Annotated in this window: 17 protein-coding genes; 10 read left to right on the forward strand and 7 right to left on the reverse strand. The window is 72.0% G+C overall.

Annotation, left to right across the window (positions count from 1 at the left end):
- From JXZ78_RS25150 to JXZ78_RS25160, 3 genes are all read left to right on the forward strand, one after another.
- Positions 1–1,375 (forward strand): S1C family serine protease (locus tag JXZ78_RS25150; RefSeq protein ID WP_372498444.1); only part of this gene is annotated, 1,375 nt, incomplete at its 5' end.
- A gap of 157 nt (positions 1,376–1,532) precedes the next feature.
- A complete protein-coding gene (locus JXZ78_RS25155; protein ID WP_030020303.1) occupies positions 1,533–2,027 on the forward strand; it encodes a sec-independent translocase in 495 nt (164 codons plus the stop codon).
- A gap of 127 nt (positions 2,028–2,154) precedes the next feature.
- A complete protein-coding gene (locus JXZ78_RS25160) occupies positions 2,155–2,880 on the forward strand; it encodes a hypothetical protein (protein ID WP_033037877.1) in 726 nt (241 codons plus the stop codon).
- 163 nt (positions 2,881–3,043) lie between these two features.
- On the opposite strand, the gene JXZ78_RS25165 is transcribed toward JXZ78_RS25160, so the two are convergent.
- The 3 genes from JXZ78_RS25165 to JXZ78_RS25175 all read right to left on the reverse strand — a co-directional run bounded on the left by JXZ78_RS25165 (position 3,044) and on the right by JXZ78_RS25175 (position 6,234).
- A complete protein-coding gene (locus JXZ78_RS25165; protein WP_030020305.1) occupies positions 3,044–4,204 on the reverse strand; it encodes an Mrp/NBP35 family ATP-binding protein in 1,161 nt (386 codons plus the stop codon).
- Positions 4,205–4,355: 151 nt separating this feature from the next.
- The gene (locus JXZ78_RS25170; protein WP_030020306.1) at positions 4,356–4,946 is read right to left on the reverse strand and encodes a DUF1003 domain-containing protein; all 591 of its coding nucleotides are present in this window, start codon (positions 4,944–4,946) and stop codon (positions 4,356–4,358) included.
- On the reverse strand, positions 4,936–6,234 hold the full coding sequence (locus JXZ78_RS25175) for a magnesium transporter MgtE N-terminal domain-containing protein (RefSeq protein ID WP_030020307.1): 1,299 nt from the start codon (positions 6,232–6,234) through the stop codon (positions 4,936–4,938). The genes JXZ78_RS25170 and JXZ78_RS25175 overlap by 11 nt, the downstream gene beginning before the upstream one ends.
- 361 nt (positions 6,235–6,595) lie before the next feature.
- Between JXZ78_RS25175 and JXZ78_RS25180 the strand changes: the two genes are divergently transcribed.
- The 3 genes from JXZ78_RS25180 to JXZ78_RS25190 are packed head-to-tail and all read left to right on the forward strand — an operon-like array spanning position 6,596 to position 8,030.
- The gene (locus JXZ78_RS25180; protein ID WP_030020308.1) at positions 6,596–7,309 is read left to right on the forward strand and encodes a hypothetical protein; all 714 of its coding nucleotides are present in this window, start codon (positions 6,596–6,598) and stop codon (positions 7,307–7,309) included.
- Between the two features lie 41 nt (positions 7,310–7,350).
- Positions 7,351–7,635, forward strand: coding sequence for a hypothetical protein (locus tag JXZ78_RS25185; RefSeq protein ID WP_030020309.1), 285 nt, complete (start codon positions 7,351–7,353; stop codon positions 7,633–7,635).
- Positions 7,632–8,030, forward strand: coding sequence for a hypothetical protein (locus JXZ78_RS25190; RefSeq protein WP_030020310.1), 399 nt, complete (start codon positions 7,632–7,634; stop codon positions 8,028–8,030). The genes JXZ78_RS25185 and JXZ78_RS25190 overlap by 4 nt, the downstream gene beginning before the upstream one ends.
- A gap of 133 nt (positions 8,031–8,163) precedes the next feature.
- On the opposite strand, the gene JXZ78_RS25195 is transcribed toward JXZ78_RS25190, so the two are convergent.
- Together JXZ78_RS25195 and JXZ78_RS25200 are read right to left on the reverse strand one after the other, a co-directional pair.
- Positions 8,164–8,736 (reverse strand): hypothetical protein, encoded by a 573-nt coding sequence (locus tag JXZ78_RS25195; RefSeq protein WP_030020311.1) that lies wholly within the window; start codon positions 8,734–8,736, stop codon positions 8,164–8,166.
- Positions 8,737–8,786: 50 nt separating this feature from the next.
- Positions 8,787–9,926, reverse strand: coding sequence for a magnesium and cobalt transport protein CorA (locus JXZ78_RS25200; protein ID WP_030020312.1), 1,140 nt, complete (start codon positions 9,924–9,926; stop codon positions 8,787–8,789).
- A 518-nt stretch (positions 9,927–10,444) separates the two neighbouring features.
- Between JXZ78_RS25200 and JXZ78_RS25205 the strand changes: the two genes are divergently transcribed.
- Complete coding sequence (locus JXZ78_RS25205; RefSeq protein WP_030020313.1) at positions 10,445–11,041, forward strand: suppressor of fused domain protein; 597 nt, start codon at positions 10,445–10,447, stop codon at positions 11,039–11,041.
- A 66-nt stretch (positions 11,042–11,107) separates the two neighbouring features.
- Here JXZ78_RS25205 and JXZ78_RS25210 read toward each other — a convergent pair whose 3' ends face one another.
- Positions 11,108–12,373 carry an MFS transporter gene (locus JXZ78_RS25210; protein ID WP_030020314.1) on the reverse strand — a complete coding sequence of 422 codons (1,266 nt, stop codon included), beginning with the start codon at positions 12,371–12,373 and terminating at the stop codon, positions 11,108–11,110.
- 219 nt (positions 12,374–12,592) lie between these two features.
- On the opposite strand from JXZ78_RS25210, the gene JXZ78_RS25215 reads away from it, so the two are divergent.
- The 3 genes from JXZ78_RS25215 to JXZ78_RS25225 all read left to right on the forward strand — a co-directional run bounded on the left by JXZ78_RS25215 (position 12,593) and on the right by JXZ78_RS25225 (position 15,211).
- Positions 12,593–13,231 (forward strand): DUF6758 family protein, encoded by a 639-nt coding sequence (locus JXZ78_RS25215; RefSeq protein WP_030020315.1) that lies wholly within the window; start codon positions 12,593–12,595, stop codon positions 13,229–13,231.
- A gap of 219 nt (positions 13,232–13,450) precedes the next feature.
- On the forward strand, positions 13,451–14,305 hold the full coding sequence (locus tag JXZ78_RS25220) for a PHP domain-containing protein (RefSeq protein ID WP_030020316.1): 855 nt from the start codon (positions 13,451–13,453) through the stop codon (positions 14,303–14,305).
- Between the two features lie 300 nt (positions 14,306–14,605).
- On the forward strand, positions 14,606–15,211 hold the full coding sequence (locus tag JXZ78_RS25225) for a MarC family protein (RefSeq protein WP_030020317.1): 606 nt from the start codon (positions 14,606–14,608) through the stop codon (positions 15,209–15,211).
- Positions 15,212–15,341: 130 nt separating this feature from the next.
- On the opposite strand, the gene JXZ78_RS25230 is transcribed toward JXZ78_RS25225, so the two are convergent.
- Positions 15,342–15,494 (reverse strand): DUF8834 family protein, encoded by a 153-nt coding sequence (locus JXZ78_RS25230; RefSeq protein ID WP_003985759.1) that lies wholly within the window; start codon positions 15,492–15,494, stop codon positions 15,342–15,344.
- Positions 15,495–15,655 lie beyond the last annotated feature (161 nt).

The raw sequence follows: 15,655 nt of genomic DNA on the forward strand, positions 1-15,655 counted from the left end.
GCACGCCCCGCCGCCCGGCCCGGGCGGCACGGAGCCGCAGCCGGGCGCGCCAGCGGACGGACAGCCACACCCGCCCCACCAGAGCCCGCAGCCCCACCAGGCCCATCAGACCCCACCCCAGCAGCCCCACCACCCCCATCCGCCCCACCCTCAGGCCGGCCAGCAGCCCCACTGGCAGCAGTACGACCCCTGGCGGGCGGCGCAGCACGGCGCGGCGATGCCTCTCGGTACGCCGCCCCCACCGCCGCCGGCTCCCCGGCGCAACCGCCGCGGCGCGCTGGCCGCGGGCGCGGTGGTCCTGGCGCTGCTGGCGGGCGGTGTCGGCGGCGGCGTCGGCGCGTACATCGAACGCAACGGGGGCCTCGGCAGCATCGAGCTGCCGCAGGACACCGGCGACCAGGGCGGCCGCAAGCCGGACAGCGTGGCCGGCATTGCACAGGCGGCGCTGCCCAGCGTGGTCACCCTGCACGTGCGCGGCAACAGTGAGCAGGGCACCGGCACCGGCTTCGTCCTCGACAAGCAGGGCCACATCCTCACCAACAACCATGTCGTCGAGCCGGCCGGCACCGGCGGCGAGATATCGGTCTCCTTCAGCGGCGGCCAGACGGCCAAGGCCAAGGTCATCGGCCGGGACGGCGGCTACGACCTGGCCGTCGTGCAGGTCCAGGGCGTCTCCGGGCTGCGCCCGCTGGCGCTCGGCGACTCCGACTCGGTACGGGTCGGCGACCCGGTCGTGGCGATCGGCGCCCCGTACGACCTCGCCAACACCGTCACCGCCGGCATCATCAGCGCCAAGCAGCGGCCCATCACGGCGGGCGGCAAGAAGGGCGACGGCAGCGACATCTCGTACGTGGACGCCCTGCAGACCGACGCCCCGATCAATCCGGGCAACTCCGGCGGCCCGCTCGTCGACTCCCGGGCCCGGGTGATCGGCATCAACAGCGCCATCCGCGCGGCCGGCAGCTCCGGCGGCGGCCTGGACGGCGGCGGCCAGGGCGGCAGCATCGGCCTGGGCTTCGCCATACCGATCAACCAGGGCAAGTGGGTGGCCGAGCAGCTGATCAACAAGGGCAAGGTTTTGCACCCGGTGATCGGCGTCACGCTGGAGATGGAGTACGCGGGCGACGGCGCGCGGGTCAGTTCCAAGAGCAAGGACGGCGGCGTCCCCGTCACGCCCGGCGGCCCGGGTGACAAGGCGGGCATCAAGCCGCGGGACGTGATCACCAAGGTGGACGGGCAGCCCGTGCACAGCGGCGAGGAGCTGATCATCAAGATCCGCAGCCACCGGCCGGGCGACCGGCTCACGCTGACCCTGCGGCGCGACGGCAAGGAGCAGACCGCCCAGCTGACGCTCGGTGCCGCCGGCCAGGAGTAGCGGGGCACGGGCGTGTTTGCACGGTGTTGGGACGGGCGACTCCCGCCGGACGCCACGGGCCAGGTACCGTGATAGGCGGCCTGGCCCATAGGCCCGACACGTCCCCCCAGACCCCCCTGGGTCCTGGTAGGCCACGGATGACCCAAGGAGCTGCAAGGTGTTCTTCGACATAGGACCCCTAGAGCTGATCGCGCTCGTGATCCTTGCGGTACTGATCTTCGGGCCGGACAAGCTGCCCAAGGTGATCGCCGATGTCATGGGGTTCGTGCGCAAGGTGCGGGCGTTCTCGGACAACGCCAAGGAAGACATCCGCAGCGAGCTGGGGCCGGAGTTCAAGGACTTCGAGTTCGAGGACCTCAAGCCCAAGAACTTCGTCCGCAAGCACGTGCTGGAGAACGACCAGTACGGCCTCCAGGAGATCCGTAACGGCTTCGACCTGAAGAAGGAGATGGCCGAGGTCACGGACGCCGTGCACGGTGTCGACAGCGCCTCCGCCGCCGACCCGGGGCCCGCGTCCCGGGTGAACTTCAGCAAGGAGTCCCCGGCCGCCGGGACCGGCTCCGGCGGCGGGTCCGCCGCGCCGGACATGTTCACCAAGGGCGCGAAGCCGGCCCGCGGCGAGCGCCCTCCGTTCGATCCCGATGCCACCTGACTCGTCTTATGCAAGCCTTATGCCCGCTGGTGCCGAACGGGTTGACTATGCTCCCGGTGTCCGGGGTGAGGTCGCCTGAGGGGGGCGGGCCGCCCACGACGCAGGGCAAATAGGAGGCTCCGCGCAGATGGAGACGACGGGTCGGGCAGGAGTTCAGGCGGTCACCGCCGGCACCGGACGGAAGGTCGACGGTTATCTGTCGGCCGCGTTCCCGTGGTACGGACTCGACGACGCGTTCACCGGTCCCCGCTGGCTGCTGCAGGTCGGCGCGGCCGCGGACGGCACGGTCGAGCACGGCGCGACCGGCCACGGCCAGCAGCCCACCATAAAGGTGGAGAGCACACCGGACGCGGAACGCTTCGCGGTCGTGGTGACCGTCGCCAGCCGGCCCGTGCGGCGCAGCGCCGACGGCACCGGGGTCCTGGACGCCACCTCCACGTCCACCGCGGCCTGGCTCGCCGGATCGGGTCTGCTCTCCCGCACCTGGCCCACCCAGATGGACCGCACGCTCCGCCAGGACTGGCTCGACCAGCAGACGATGCTCGCCTGGGAGCTGGCGGACGACCTCGGCGGCGAGGGCTGGAGCGCGCTGACGCTGCCGGTGGACGGCGTACCGACGCCGTTCCGCTACCGGGAGTCGGAGTACGGCTGGGTGCTGGCCGGCTCGGCGGGCGACGGCCCGGAGGGCGTGCACATCGGGGGATACGGGCGCGGCATGAGCGCGTACGGGCTGGGCTTCGCGGTGGTCAAGGACATCGCCGCGTACGAGAGCGGCGACAGCGGCACGCGGCCGGCGGCCACCGGCGACGCGCGGACCGGCGACGTGCCCGCGGAAGGCGTGGCGGCGGACTGAGCCGAGCGCGGGCCGGGCCTACGGGCCGGGCCCGGCGCACGCCCGCCGCACGGGCCCGGCCCGGCGCACGCCCGCCGCACGCCCGCCGTACGACGACGAAGGGCGGGCCCGTCGGGCCCGCCCCTCCGTATGTCCCGGCCGCCGTCCCCGGCCGCCGGGCGCGTCAGAACTTGTTGCGCGGGGTGATCCCCAGCGACATGCCCGACAGGCCGCGCTGGCGGCCGCCCAGCTTGCCCGCGATGGCCCGGATGGCCGCGCCGGCGGGAGACTCCGGGTCGGTCAGCACGACCGGCTTGCCCTCGTCGCCGCCCTCGCGCAGCCGTACGTCGATCGGGATGGCCCCCAGCACCGGCACCTGCGTGCCGGTCGTCTTCGTCAGGCCCTCGGCGACCCGCTCGCCGCCGCCGGTGCCGAACACGTCCACCATCTCGTCGCAGTGCGGGCAGGGCAGCCCGGACATGTTCTCCACCACGCCGACGATCTTCTGGTGGGTCTGTACGGCGATGGAGCCGGCCCGCTCGGCGACCTCGGCGGCGGCCTGCTGCGGGGTCGTGACGACCAGGATCTCGGCGTTCGGTACGAGCTGCGCCACGGAGATGGCGATGTCGCCGGTGCCCGGGGGCAGGTCGAGCAGCAGGACGTCCAGGTCGCCCCAGTACACGTCGGCCAGGAACTGCTGGAGCGCGCGGTGCAGCATCGGACCGCGCCAGACCACCGGGGCGTTGCCCGGGGTGAACATGCCGATGGAGATCACCTTCACGCCGTGGGCCGACGGCGGCATGATCATGTTCTCGACCTGGGTGGGGCGGCCGTCCGCGCCCAGCATCCGGGGCACCGAGTGGCCGTAGATGTCGGCGTCCACCACGCCGACCTTCAGGCCGTCGGCCGCCATCGCCGCGGCCAGGTTGACCGTCACCGACGACTTGCCGACGCCGCCCTTGCCGGAGGCGACCGCGTAGACCCGGGTCAGCGACCCCGGCTTGGCGAACGGCACCTCGCGCTCGGCGGTGCCGCCGCGCAGCGAGGACGCCAGCTCCTTGCGCTGCTCGTCGCTCATCACGTCCAGGTCGACCGAGACGCCGGTGACACCCTCGACACGGCTCACGGCCTCGCGCACGTTCGAGGTGATCGTCTCGCGCATCGGGCAGCCGGCGACCGTCAGGTAGACCGCCACCGCCACCGCGCCGTCCGCCGCGATCTCCACCGATTTGACCATGCCCAGTTCGGTGATGGGGCGGTGGATCTCGGGGTCGTTCACCGTGGCGAGCGCGGCGTGGACCGCGTCCTCGCCGGGTGCTGCGCCTTGGGGCGTGTCGGTAGCCATGCCGAAATACTACGGCCGCGCGAAAGCGTGTCCCAAAGGGGCGGTGGTCGGGCGACGGGCGGGCCTACGGCGCCGGTGGGGGCCTCCGGAAAGGCCGGTGGGCGGTCGTGTTCGTCACTCCCCGGCGCCTGTCCCGCTCCGCCCGCCGGGACTACTCCCGGCGCCGGCCTTCCTGCTCGCTCTCCGCGTCCACCATCTGACGCAGCTCCAGCTCCTTCAGCAGATCCTGGAGTTCGGAGCGGATCCAGTCACGGGTGGCCACCTCGCCCAGGCCCAGCCGCAGCGCCGCCACCTCCCGGGTCAGGTACTCGGTGTCGGCGATGGCCCGCTCGTTCTGCTTGCGGTCCTGCTCACGGGTGACCCGGTCCCGGTCGTCCTGCCGGTTCTGCGCCAAGAGGATCAGCGGCGCCGCGTAGGACGCCTGGAGCGAGAGCATCAGGGTCAGGAAGATGAACGGGTAGTTGTCGAAGCGCAGATGCCCGGGCGCGGCGATGTTCCAGATGATCCACACCACGATGATCACCGTCATCCAGACGATGAACCGGCCGGTCCCCAGAAAGCGGGCGATCTTCTCCGACAGCCGCCCGAACGCCTCCGGGTCGTACTCCGGCAGCAGGCTGCGCCGGGGCGCGCGCGGCTGGTCCAGGCGCACCCGGGGGCGCCCGCCGCCCGGCCCGGGCCCCGGCGTCGCGCTCAGCGCCCGCGCACGCTCCTTGACACCGTCCCGTTCCTCAGCGCCCATCGTCCGGTTCTCCCTCCCGGTCCGCTGCCGCGCCCGGCGGCCCGTGCATCTCCGCCTCCCGCCAGTCGTCGGGCAGCAGGTGGTCCAGTACGTCGTCGACGGTCACCGCGCCCAGCAGGGAGCCGCTCTCGTCCACGACCGGTGCCGCCACCATGTTGTACGTCGCCAGATAGCTGGTCACCTCGTTCAGCGGGGTGCCCGGCGGCAGCGGTGGCAGATCGGTGTCCGCGACCGAGCTGACCAGCGTGAACGGCGGGTCGCGCAGCAGCCGCTGGAAGTGCACCAGTCCCAGGTACTTGCCGGTCGGCGTCTCGTCCGGCGGCCGGCACACGTACACCTGCGCCGCCAGCGACGGCGACAGGTCCGGGTCACGCACCCGCGCCAGCGCGTCCGCGATCGTCGCGTCCGGCCGCAGCACGATCGGCTCGGTCGTCATCAGACCGCCCGCGGTGCGCTCCTCGTACGCCAGCAGACGCCGTACGTCCGCCGCGTCGTCCGGCCGCATCAGGCCCAGCAGCCGTTCCTTCTCCTCCTCCGGCAGCTCGGAGAGCAGGTCGGCGGCGTCGTCCGGGTCCATCGCCTCCAGGACGTCGGCGGCCCGCTCCTCCGCGAGCTTGCCCATGATCTCGACCCGGTCGTCCTCCGGCAGCTCCTCCAGGACGTCCGCCAGCCGGTCGTCGTCCAGCGCCGCGGCCACCTCGCCGCGCCGCTTCGGTGTCAGGTGGTGCAGGGCGCTGGCCAGGTCCGCCGGGCGCAGCTGCTCGAAGGTGGCGAGCAGGTTCTCGGCGCCCTGTCCGTGCTCCTCGAGGGAGAAACCGGTCACCGCCGACCAGTCGACCGTCAGCACCTCTCCCTTGCGGCGCAGCGCCCCGCCCTTCCCCTTCCGTACGAAGACCTTGTCGATCTCCCAGTCACGGCGCGCCGGCAACTGGATGATGCCGATGTCCAGGACGGTGGCCTCCTCGCCCGACTCGACCAGGCTCACCCGGCGGTCCAGCAGCTCACCGAGGACCAGCGTCTCCGAAGCCCGCTGTTCGAAGCGCCGCATGTTCACCACGCCGGTGGTGATCACCTGGCCGGACTCCACGCCCGTCACCCGGGTCATCGGCAGGAAGATCCGGCGCCGGCTGATCACCTCGACGACCAGGCCCAGCAGCCGGGGTGGCCGGCCGCCCACCCGCAACATCGCGACCAGGTCGCGGACCCGGCCGACCTGGTCGCCGTTGGGGTCGAAGACGGCGATGCCCGCGAGATGGGAGACGAACACCCGAGGGGTGACCACCGCCATGCCGAGTGCCTCCACTTCCGTTCCGCTGCGCCGTAGCGGGCCGCCGCGATGCCGCGCGGCCGCGCCCCCTCTTCCCTGGCGTTACGTGTTGCCGCTTCTGCGCAGGTGAAGCCCCTCAGGCGGGCTTGATCCGAAATCAGGCTAACGTGCACCACCCGGTGCCGCCCCGGCGGAAAGGGCCGTACGGTGTCCACCGCGCACTCCGCCGTACGACGTGCCCGGGCCCGGGTACGCTGCCGTACTGCCGTCGAGGTCATCCGTATCAGGAGGCAGAACCGTCGTGACCGCTTTCCCCTCGGCAGGCCCCGCCGGGGCCTGCTCCCGCCGCCCGGCCGCACCCCGTCGCAGGCGTGGGGCGACGCTGACGGCGGCGGTGTGCGCGGTGCTCGCCGGGGCACTGGCGGGGTGCGCGTCGGAGGACCCGGACGCCGGGACCAACGGGGTCGGCAAACTGCCCGCCGACAAGATCCAGGCCAAGGCGCAGACGGCCGCCCGCGGCGCCGGAACGGTACGGCTCTCCGGCAACCTCGTCAGCCAGGGCCGCACCTACAAGCTGGACATGCGGCTCGGCCCCGGGGGCGCCCGGGGCCAACTCGCCACCGACGCGGCCACCTTCCAGCTGCTGCGGGCCGGCGGCGCGCTCTATCTGAAGGCGGACGCCGGGTTCTGGGCCCGCGAGAAGAACGCCAACCCGTCGAAGAACGACGAGACGTCCGTCGCCAAGCTCGTCGGCAAGTACGTGAAGGTGCCGGCCACGGACCCCGTCTACAAGCGCTTCAGCGGCTTCACGGACAAGGACGTCCTGCTCAGCAGCCTCCTCGGCCTGCACGGCAAGCTCGCCACCGGCGACCGCGGCACCCTCGACGGCACCCGGACCATCCGCATCGCCGCCGGCCAGGGCGCGGGCGGCACCCTCGACGTCTCCCTGGAGGGCGAGCCCTACCCGCTCCGGCTGCGCCGCGCGGGCGACGCGGGCGAGGTGCGTCTCACCGACTGGGGAAAGCCGGTGGAGATCCAGGCACCGGCGGACAGCCAGGTCATCGACTACGGCAAGTCGATCACGCTGGGCGACTGAACGCAGCAACCCCAGTGCCATAGTCGCTCTATGCTGCGGCTATGGCAACGACGACGATTCAGGTCCTGCGAGAGACCCGCGATCACCTTGCCGAGCTGGCCAGAGAGCGCGGTGTGAGCATCGGTCAGTTGGTCGAAGCGCTTGCCGCAGAGCAGCCGACGGCAGTGCAGCGGGCAGAGCGGCTGGCCGCCGACCGGGAAGCCGTACGCCGCATGATGGGTGTGCACATCCGCGACGAAGAGTTCGAGCAAGCCCCCGACGTGCTCGGCAACATCTACAAGATCGCTGCCGAGAAGGTCCGGGCGGCCAAGGGCACCGCAGCGTGATCATCCTGGACACCAGCGCCGTCACGGCGCTCGCCGGCGGCCACAAGACGCTGAACCTCCTGGCCGGCAACATGGCGAAGACACCCGGCGAACACCTGAGCATCCCCGCTCTGTGCCTCACTCAGGCCGAAGCCGGTGAAGAGAACCTCGCGCAGCGCGTTCTGGTCTTTTCCTCAGTTGTCGTCGACAGCCTCGACACAACGGCCGCTGTCAGCGTCGGCACCATGATCCGCGACGGCTACGGCGGCCCGGACACCTGCCACGCGCTCTACTGCGCACTGCCACGCCCCGAGTTCACCGGCATGCCGATCCTGCTGACCGCCGATGAGAACGCCTATCCGCCCGGCGTGGTCACCGTCGACATCGACTCACCTGGGATGCTCGGCTTCTGCTGACGGGCGGCCGGCCCAGGCCGGAGTGGCGGAGAGACGGGACGCCCAGGTGTGCCGCGCGCCTGGCGTCCGCCTTCCGGACCGGCAGCGCCCGTCCGTCCCGTATGCAGAGGAGGCCATGGAAGCGGCCGCCTCCTCAGCGCCCCCGCCGCTTCCCCCGCAGCAGCCTGGGCAGGGCCGCCGGGACGGGGTCGCGGGTGGTGGCCGTGGTGGGGAGGGGACGGGCGGCCTGGGAGCCGTCGTCGAAGTCCGTGGTGGCCGGCGTGTTCGTGACCGGCTCCAGGCGCAGTACGCGGCACTCGCGCGCCCAGCGGCGCGGCATCGTCTCCGCGTCCGGCGCGTTGAGCCGCTTGCCCTTGAGGTCTTCCACGGCGGCCTGCCACGCCTCGCTGTCCGGCTCCAGCTCGGTGACCCGGGCCTGCCAGCCGACCAGCCGGCCGCCCTTGTCCTTGCTGCGCAGGGTGACGGTCGCGGTGCCGCCGTCGGTCAGCCCGAGGTCGTGCAGCGGCTGCTCGTCGGCCGGGTCGGCCGCCCCGTCCGTCGTACGGCCGGAGCCCGCTCCGACGACGCACGCGGCGCCGTCGTGCCAGACGTGCCACAGGGCCCGCGCCGGGCCGGTGGCGCCCCGTACCCAGATGAGGCCGGACTTCTTCGTGGCCTCTTCGATGAGCGCGCGGTCCAGCAGCGCCTGCGACACGGTCTCCGTCATGGGAGCAGCCTAATGGGCGGCGCGCACGCCGCCCGGACCGCTCGGCCCTCTCACAGCCACCCGTTGCGCTTGAAGCCGCGGTGGATGCCGAAGCAGATGCCGACCGTGACGAGCAGGACGAGCGGATAGCCGTACTTCCACTTCAGCTCCGGCATGTACTCGAAGTTCATGCCGTAGATCCCGGCGATCATCGTCGGTACGGCGAAGATCGCCGCCCAGGAGGTGATCTTGCGCATGTCCTCGTTCTGGGCCACCGTCGCCTGCGCCAGGTTGGCCTGGAGGATCGAGTTGAGCAGGTCGTCGAAGGAGAGCACCTGCTCGTTGACCCGGGCCAGGTGGTCGGCCACGTCCCGGAAGTACTTCTGGATGTCGCAGTCGACCAGCCGCATCGGCCGCTCGCTCAGTACCTGCATCGGCCGCAGCAGCGGCGACACGGCCCGCTTGAACTCCAGGACCTCGCGCTTGAGTTGGTAGATCCGCCCGGCGGCGTCGCCGCCCTTCGAGGAGCCCTTGCCGGCGCCCGCGTTCTTGCCGTCCGAGCCGGAGCTGAAGACGTCGATCTCCACCTCGTCGATGTCGTCCTGCATCGCGCCGGCCACCGCGATGTAGCCGTCCACCACCTGGTCGGCGATGGCGTGCAGCACCGCGGACGGGCCCTTGCCGAGCAGCTCGGGGTCGTCCTGGAGGCGGTGGCGCAGGGCGCGCAGCGAGCCCTGGCCGCCGTGCCGCACGGTCACGATGAAGTCCCGGCCGGTGAAGCACATCACCTCGCCGGTCTCGACCACCTCGCTGGTGGCGGTCAGCTCCGCGTGCTCGACGTAGTGGACCGTCTTGAAGACGGTGAACAGGGTGTCGTCGTAGCGCTCCAGCTTGGGCCGCTGGTGGGCGTGGACCGCGTCCTCCACGGCCAGCGGGTGCAGCCCGAACTCCCGCGCGATCTCGGCGAATTCCGCCTCGGTGGGCTCGTGCAGCCCGATCCAGGCGAAGCCGCCGTCGCCGCGTACGCCCGCCATCGCCTGCGACGGCGTGACGTGGTCGCTGACGCGCCGGCCGTCCCGGTAGACGCCGCAGTCCACGATGGCACTGTTGGTGTGGGCCGCCTGGCGCGGATCGGTCTCGTACTTGTACGGGGAGTCCTCACGCCGGCGGGAGGGGCGGACGGCGGCACGCAGGTCGCGGATCATCGACATGGGCAGGCTCCTTCACGGGCCGGCCGCCAGCCGCGGGCGCGCGGCGTAACGCTGCCCGGAACGAGGACGTACACGACGGCGCTGGCCGTACGTCCGCAAAGCGGGCGGCGCTCCGTGCGCAGGTCTGACGGCAGTTCGCAGAACACGCAGAAAACACGGAAACGAGAGTCGAAGGCGCTCTTCCGTCATCTGTTTCCGGCGCGAAGGCACTTCACGGGTTTCACCGCGTGCGGCGGGGGTACGGAAGCCCCTGGATCAAGAAAGCCGCTGGGCGCGCTGGGGGATGACAGGAGAACTGTCGGTACTGCACGGTCGACTTGGATCCACCGCAGCCCCACCTCCTCCGGCCGGTCCCCGCTGGGGGACGAACGTCATTCCCTGACCAGACGGCAAGGCTATCAGCCGTCAGAACCGATCAGGCGCGCCTTTGCCCGTTCCATACGAACAGCCGCCCCGTGCGGCCGGGCGGCCCGCCGGGCGGCCGCGGCCGGGCGCGGGCCCGGGCCTATGCTCGCGGCATGTCTGACGTTCTCGATCTGGTCGAAGCCCGCCTGCGTACGGCCCTGGGCGAGCCGGACGCGCGTGCCGCCGTCACCTTCCTCGGAACCGACCGGGTCGAGGTCCTGCGCTTCACCGGCGGCGGCCCGGACGGCGATCTGGTGCGCTATGTCACGCTCGGCATGTCGGACCGGCCGATGACCGACCCCACGGCGGTGCTGGCCGACCCGCTGCGCGGTCCGCGCGCCGAACTGGTGCTGTCGGTCAAGGCGGGCCGGGCCGACGTCGACAAGGTGCTGCGGCCGCTCGCCGTGCTCGCCGCGTCCCCGCAGGTCGAGGGCGTGGTCGTGGCGCCGGGGGCGTCGCTGGACGTGGGGGAGCCGCTGTGGCCGGGCGCGCCCTTCACCTCCGTACTGGTCGCGGAGTCCGGCGGGCTGGTGGAGGACCTGGAGCTGGACGAGCCGCTGGACCCGGTCCGCTTCCTGCCCCTGCTGCCGATGACGCCCAACGAGGCCGCCTGGAAGCGGGTGCACGGCGCCGAGGCGCTCCAGGAGCGCTGGCTCAAGGGCGGGACGGACCTGCGTGATCCGCTGCGTACGGGCGTGGCGCTGACGTAGCCCCGCGCCCGTGCCCGCCGTGGCATTGACGTGGCCCCGCGCCCGTACTCAGCCGCGGTGAGTGCCTCAGCGGGCGAAGGCGGACACGCCGTCCTCGGTGGCGTGCCGCGGCTCCAACTCGTGCGCCCGTACGGTCAGCGCCCGGCGCCGTACGGCCACGATGCCCGCGCCGACGAGCGCCGCCAGGGCCGCGACCACGAACGGGATGTGGATGTCCGTCCACTCCTCGATCTTCGGCGCCAGGAACGGCGCGGCCGCGGCGGCGAACCAGCGCACGAAGTTGTAGCCCGCGCTCGCCACCGGCCGCGGCGCGTCGGAGACACCGAGCGCCAGCTCCGTGAAGACGGTGTTGTTGAGGCCGATGAAGGCGCCGGACAGGATCGTGCAGACGACGGCCGCGGTGTGGTTGCCGTACCCGAGGACGACGAGGTCGACGGCGAGCAGGACCAGGGAGCCGCCCAGGACCTTCAGCGACCCGAAGCGCTCCTGGAGGCGCGGCGCCACCAGTACGGAGAAGACGGCGAGCAGCACACCCCAGGCGAAGAAGACCCCGCCGGACTTGTACGGGCTCATGTCCAGCACGAACGGCGTGAAGGCCAGCACCGTGAAGAACGCGTAGTTGTAGAAGAACGCGGAGACGGCGGCGGAGGCCAGCCCGCCGTGGCCCAGGGCCTTGACCGGGTCCAGTATCGAGGTCTTGCGCGCCGGCCGGGGCTGTTCCTTGAGGAAGGCCGTGATGGCGATGAAGCCGACGGCCATCAGGGCGGCGGTGCCGAAGAAGGGGTAGCGCCACTTCATGTCGCCCAGGACCGCGCCGAGCAGCGGCCCGCAGGCCATGCCGAGGCCGAGCGCCGACTCGTACAGCAGGATCGCCGCGGCGCTCCCTCCGGCCGCCGCCCCCACGATGACGGCCAGCGAGGTGGAGACGAACAGCGCGTTGCCCAGTCCCCAGCCGGCCCGGAAACCGACCAGCTCGCCCACCGAGGACGAGGTGCCGGACAGGGCCGCGAAGACGACCACGAGCGCCAGCCCGGCGAGCAGCGTCTTACGGCCGCCGATCCGGCTGGAGACGAAGCCGGTGACCAGCATCGCGACCGCGGTGATCAGGAAGTAGGAGGTGAACAGCAGGGAGACCTGGCTGGTGGAGGCGTGCAGCCCCTGGGCGATCGAGGGCAGGATCGGGTCGACGAGGCCGATGCCCATGAAGGCGACGACCGAGGCGCCCGCGGTGGCCCAGACGGCCATCGGCTGGCGCAGGATGCTGGTGCCGCCCTCGTCGAACGGATCATCTCCGGCGCCGCCGTGCCTGCCGCTCTTGCCGTGTGCCGACATGCCGTTGTCCCCTTCCTGTTCCGGTCGCGGGCGCCGGGCCGGGCGTCCGCCGGTCCGGCGCTCCCGCAGGAAACGTTGCTGTATACACACGATAAGTTAGCCGCCCTAAAGAATGCAAGCTACAACTACTCTGCCGGGCGGGCGCGGCTGCCCGGCCCGGGACGCCGGATGGGTGATCGTCCTTGACGCGGCGCCCGGCCGGGAGGACCGTGGGGCTCTATGAGGGGCGAACCCAGTTGCCCGAAGTGCGGTGGCCGGGTGCGGGCGCCCGGTCTCTTTGCCGACTCCTGGCAGTGCGGCGTGCACGGCACCGTGCATCCTCTGCAACCGGTGGTCCCGCCCAGCGTCGAAGCGCTGGCCGTGGTCGTCCGCCGTGCCCGGGTGCCGGTGTGGATGCCGTGGCCGCTGCCCGTCGGCTGGCTGTTCACGGGCGTCTCCTGCGCGGGCGACGACCGCAGCGGCGGGCGCGCCACAGCGGTGGCCTGCTCGGGGCCCGGACCGCTCGGCGGGCCCGGCGAGCTGTTGCTGATCGCGGAGGAGCTGGGCGTCGGCCTGGGCGCGCGGTACGCGGGCATCGACGGCCCCGACCCCGGCCCGCACATGTGCGTGAACAAGCCGCCGCACGTGAAGGTGCTGGCAGCCGGGCGCCCGACCCCGCTGTGGCACGTCGAAGGGGCGCCCGAGGACCGGGCGGTCTTCGCCGGGGAGGCGCGCGGGCTGTGGCTGTGGGCCGTGGTCTGGCCCGCCGAGTCCGGGCTGTTGCTCTACGACGAGCTGGTCCTCACCGACCTCCGGGACGCGGGCGCCGAGGTCGACCTGCTGCCGTGCGGGGCGCTGTCGCCGCGGTTGCTGACGTGAGGCGGGCGGTCACCGGCTCCTTCGGCTCCGGTGTGGCCGGCTCGCGCGGGCGTGTGTTCGGGGGGCCGGCGGGCGCGTGAGGCGGGCGGTCACCGGCTCGCTCGGCTCCGGTGCGGCCGGTGGCCGGCTCGCGCGGGCGTGTGTTCGAGGGTCCGGCGGGCGGCCGGTATCCTTCTGACGTCCCCTGGCCGGCCCCGCAGCAGTCTGGAGTTCAGCGTCGTGCGCATCGATCTGCACACCCACTCCACTGCTTCCGACGGTACGGACACCCCCGCCGAGCTGGTGCGCAACGCCGCCGCTGCCGGGCTGGACGTCGTCGCGCTGACCGACCACGACTCCGTGGGCGGCCACGCCGAGGCCCGGGCCGCACTGCCCGAGGGGCTCACCCTGGTCACCGGTGCCGAGCTGTCCTGCCGGATCGGCGGGGTGAGCATGCACATGCTGGCGTACCTCTTCGACCCCGACGAGCCCGAGCTGGCCCGGGAGCGGGAACTTGTCCGCGACGACCGGGTGCCGCGGGCCCGCGGCATGGTGGCCAAGCTGCGCGACCTGGGGGTCCCGGTCACCTGGGAGCAGGTGGCGCGGATCGCCGGTGACGGTGCCGTGGGGCGGCCGCACGTGGCCGCCGCGATGGTGGAACTGGGCGTCGTCGAGACCGTCTCCGACGCCTTCACGCCGAAGTGGCTCGCCAACGACGGCCGGGCCTACGTCGACAAGCACGAGCTGGACCCGTTCGACGCGATCCGGCTGGTCAAGGCCGCGGGCGGGGTGACGGTCTTCGCGCACCCGCTGGCGGTCAAGCGCGGCCGTACCGTCCCCGAGAGCGTCATCGCCGACCTGGCGGCGGCAGGGCTGGACGGGGTCGAGGTGGACCACATGGACCACGACGACGCCGCGCGGTCCCGGCTGCGCGGACTCGCCGCCGACCTCGGTCTGCTGACCACCGGCTCCAGCGACTACCACGGCAGCCGCAAGACCGTCGCGCTCGGCGAGTACACCACCGACCCGGAGATATACGGCGAGATCGTGCGCCGTGCGTTCGGCGCCTTCCCCGTGCCCGGCGCGGGCGGCTGACCGTACCGCGCTCCGGCCGGCGGGGAGGTTCCCGCCCGGTCGGCTGGCAGGTTTCCGTCCCGGCCGGACGGGCGCGAGCGTGCTCCGGCCGGCGGGCTTCCACCCTGCCGCGCCCTGTCCGGGCCGCCGCATCCCGCTCACGCGCCCGCGTGCGTGAGGCTGCGCGCGCTCCCTCTCACCCGCCTTCCCCCTGACGGACCACCGTTCTCTCTCGTACCACTGTTCTCTCCTGCCACCGCTCTCTACCGCTGTTCTCTCGTCACACCGCTCTCTCGTACCACCTCTCGCAAGGCCTTCACTGTGTTCGACTTCGCTGTCTTCAGTACGCTCTTCGTCACCCTGTTCGTGATCATGGATCCGCCGGGGATCATCCCGATCTTTCTCGCCCTCAGCTCCGGCCGCCCCGCCAAGGTGCAGCGGAAGATGGCCTGGCAGGCGGCCACCGTCGCGTTCTGCGTCATCGCCGTCTTCGGTCTCTTCGGCGAGCAGATCCTCGGCCGGCTGCACATCACCCCGCCCGCGCTGATGATCGCGGGCGGGCTGCTGCTCCTGCTCGTCGCGCTCAGCCTGCTGACCGGCAAGTCGGAGCAGCCCACGCAGACCAAGGACGTCAATGTGGCGCTGGTGCCCCTGGGCATGCCGCTGCTGGCGGGACCGGGCGCCATCGTCTCGGTGATCCTCGCGGTGCAGCACGCGGACGGGGTCAGCGGTGAGCTGTCGGTGTGGGCGGCGATCGCCGCCATCCATGTGGTGCTCTACCTCGTGATGCGCTTCTCGCTGGTCATCATCCGGGTGATCAAGGACGGCGGGGTGGTGCTGGTGACCCGGCTGGCCGGCATGATGCTCTCCGCGCTCGCGGTGCAGCAGATCATCAACGGCGTCATGCAGGTCGTACGCGGCGGCTGAGTGCAGGCGCGCCGGGCGCGCCCGGCCGGGCCCGGACGCGCGAAGCGCCCCGCGCGAAAGATTTCGTGCGGGGCGCTCCGTGCGCCGGACATGTGCGCGTCACGCGCTCATGAGTGACGCGGGTGAGGCGTCAACGGGCGGCGGTGTCGGCTGGGCGGATGTAGATGCGCTGGCCGACTGCGGCGGCCTGCTGCACGATCCGGTTGACGGAGGCGGCGTCCACGACGGTGCTGTCCACGGCGGTGCCGTCGACATCGTCCAGGCGCATGATCTCGAAGCGCATAACGGCTTCTCCCTTCGTCTGATCCTCCTGCGGAGAACTTTGCTGTTGTACGGGGTACTCGCGGGGCGTCGGTGCCCTGCGTTCCCAGTGGGTACAACGACATGCTCCCTGCAATCATTCCCTACGCTAAAGAAAATTTTCGGCCGTCTAAATACTGATGG

Origin of the sequence: Streptomyces monomycini (assembly GCF_022271435.1) — a bacterium.
Taxonomy (GTDB): Bacteria; Actinomycetota; Actinomycetes; order Streptomycetales; family Streptomycetaceae; genus Streptomyces; species Streptomyces monomycini.